Origin of the sequence: Longimycelium tulufanense (genome assembly GCF_014645795.1) — a bacterium.
Lineage (GTDB): Bacteria > Actinomycetota > Actinomycetes > Mycobacteriales > Pseudonocardiaceae > Longimycelium > Longimycelium tulufanense.
On sequence record NZ_BMMK01000090.1, the window covers coordinates 1 to 2,469 of the forward strand.

The 2,469-nt window shown below is 62.8% G+C and carries 1 protein-coding gene and 1 pseudogene; both read right to left on the bottom strand.

Features of this window, described 5'->3' with window-relative positions; translation table 11 throughout:
- Positions 1 to 309: 309 nt before the first annotated feature.
- A pseudogene (locus tag IEY55_RS31600) lies at positions 310 to 759 on the bottom strand (IS30 family transposase); the annotation flags it as partial.
- Between the two features lie 116 nt (positions 760 to 875).
- Positions 876 to 2,261 (bottom strand): group II intron reverse transcriptase/maturase, encoded by a 1,386-nt coding sequence (gene ltrA / locus IEY55_RS31605; RefSeq protein WP_189062256.1) that lies wholly within the window; start codon positions 2,259 to 2,261, stop codon positions 876 to 878.
- Positions 2,262 to 2,469 lie beyond the last annotated feature (208 nt).

Consider the following 2,469-nt stretch of genomic DNA (forward strand, 5'->3'; position numbering starts at 1 on the left):
CGGGCCGTCGTCTATGTCAACACACCGGACAGATGCTTGTTCCACCCCATCGTGAATAAGCCTCTTGGTTGGAACCTTGAGGGGTTGGACGGTAGTAGTGGGGAGGCTGGCCCCGATTGATGCCACCCACGCGCTTCCCTTCCAGTCGTCAACAGGTTCCCGTGGGGTACCGAGGCTTGGGATGGCCAGGAAGGGGTCAGTGCGGCTTTGACCTGCAACAACGCCGAGTCTGGGGGTTTCCCGGTTAACGAGAAGATGGGTGAGTAGACGGGTGGGCAGATGAGCAGGTCGATGAGGAGGGGGGCGCCTTCAGCCGGTGGAAGCATTCGCGCTGGTGAGTAGGTCGGCGAAGACTTCTGCTGGGGTTTGGAAGTCCAGGATACGGCGTGGTCGCATGTTGATTTCGGTGGCGATGCTGGCCAGGTAGCCGCGGTTGATGGTGATCTCGGTGCCCTTGGGCAGGTATTCGCGGATGAGACGGTTGGTGTGTTCGTTGGTGCCGCGTTCCCACGGCGAGTGTGGGTGGGCGAAGTACACCGGCAGGTCGGTGGCCAGGGTCAGCTCGGCGTGCCGGGCCATCTCCTTGCCACAGTCCCATGTCAACGATTTCCGGAGCAGGAAGGGCAGACCGTGGACGTGGTCGGCGATCTGGGCGGTGACCGTGGCGGAGTCCAGGCCGGTGACCGGGAGCATGACCAGGAACCTCGAGACGCGTTCGACCAGGGTGATGCAGGCCGAGCGGCCGTGTGCGCCGATGAGGGAGAGTCGGACCGGGGCGCGGTTCCGGAATTTCTTCCAGCCCGTTTCCCCGGCCCGCTCACCGCACCGGACGTGCGTGTTTCCACGCATCCGGCGCTCCACGGATTCCCGTGTCATCAGGCAGGTTGTTGTGTCCACGGAGTGGGGATATTGCTGGCCCGCCACCGGTATCGGGTGACTTCGACCGTTGTGGCGTCGAACATGCCAACCCCGTTCTCCAGTGGCCGGTTCCCTGGCCTTCCGGTCAGGTATTTCCGGTAGAGCTGTTCCCAGTTCATTCGGCGGTGCCGTTTCCTCAGCCACGCGGTGACACGTCGCCAGGCGAACATGTCCAGGTATCCGAAAGTCGCCTTGGACACCCCGTGCCTGAAATAGGCGCACCATCCTCTGAGTATCGGGTTCAGCTGTCTCAACAACCTCTCCAACGAGGCTTGCTTGACCCTGTTCGTCAACGCCCGCACCTTACCCATCACGGAAAGCAGAGCCTTCTTCGACGGATAGGTGTAGACCGTCCACGTGCTGGTTCCCTTCTTCCGGCGACGCTGGATGCGGAACCCGAGAAAGTCGAACCCCTCGTCGAGGCGGCAGACTCTGGTCTTCTCGACTGACAGGCGCAGCCCGAGTTGGGTAAGCACCTGGCCAACTTCGTCCCAGAGCGCGTCCGCCTGCTCTCGCGTTCCTTTCACCAGGATAACGAAATCGTCCGCGTAGCGGACGATCCGGTAGAGTGCGCCACCGCGTTTGCGGTGCGCCTCCCGCCGCCACGGCGTGCCGTGGTCGTCCTTGGCGAGAAAGTACTCGTCCAGCGCGGAGAGAGCGGTATTCGCCAGTAGCGGCGATGCGATACCGCCTTGTGGGGTGCCGGCCACCGTGCCCTGATGCTGTCCCCCTTCGGACATAACGCCCGCTTTCAAGAAGGACTTGACCAGGGCAAGGATGCGTTTGTCCCCGATCCGACGCCGCACTCGATCCATGATGGCCGTGTGCGACAGTTCGTCGAAGCAGGCCGCGATATCGGCCTCGAACACCCACTCGTAGCTGCGGGAACCTGTCCCGTAGAAGTGGATCTCCGCAATCGCGTCCTGCGCTCGACGTTGGGGGCGGAACCCGTAGGACACGGGTTTGAAGTCCGCCTCAAAGATCGGTTCTAACACCAGCACCAGGGCCGCTTGCACCAGCCGGTCTCGGGCCGTCGGGATTCCTAACCTTCGGAACTTGCCCGGCTGTCCGGGCTTGGGAATCCTTCGCTCCCGCACGGGGAGCGGGACAAACTCCCGTTGCCTCAGCAGCTCCCGGGTTTCGCCCAGAAACTCGATGACCTTGACCGGCTCGGAAATGAACCAGGGAGCGACCCGGTCCACTCCGGGCGTGCGCGCGCCCTTGTTCCCCGTCACCCGTCCCCACGCCACGGTGAGAAAGTCCGGGTGACAGACGAGGTTAAACAGGTCATCAAACCGGCGGCCAGGATCGCTGGCCGCCCACTGGTGCAGTTTGGTCTGCATCCGCCGTACCCGAAACCACGCCACATCGGCGTCTGGCCACGGTTCACCATTATTCAACGGTGACTCCGACCATCACAGTCCCTCCCATACATGAATCCGCTGGACCCCTTCGCCATGTAGACGGCTTTCCCGCCCTCCGACTACTGAGGTTTTCTCAGTGAAATTTGCCGTGTTCGGCGTGGGTGAGGACGAGTGCGGCGCGGGTGAT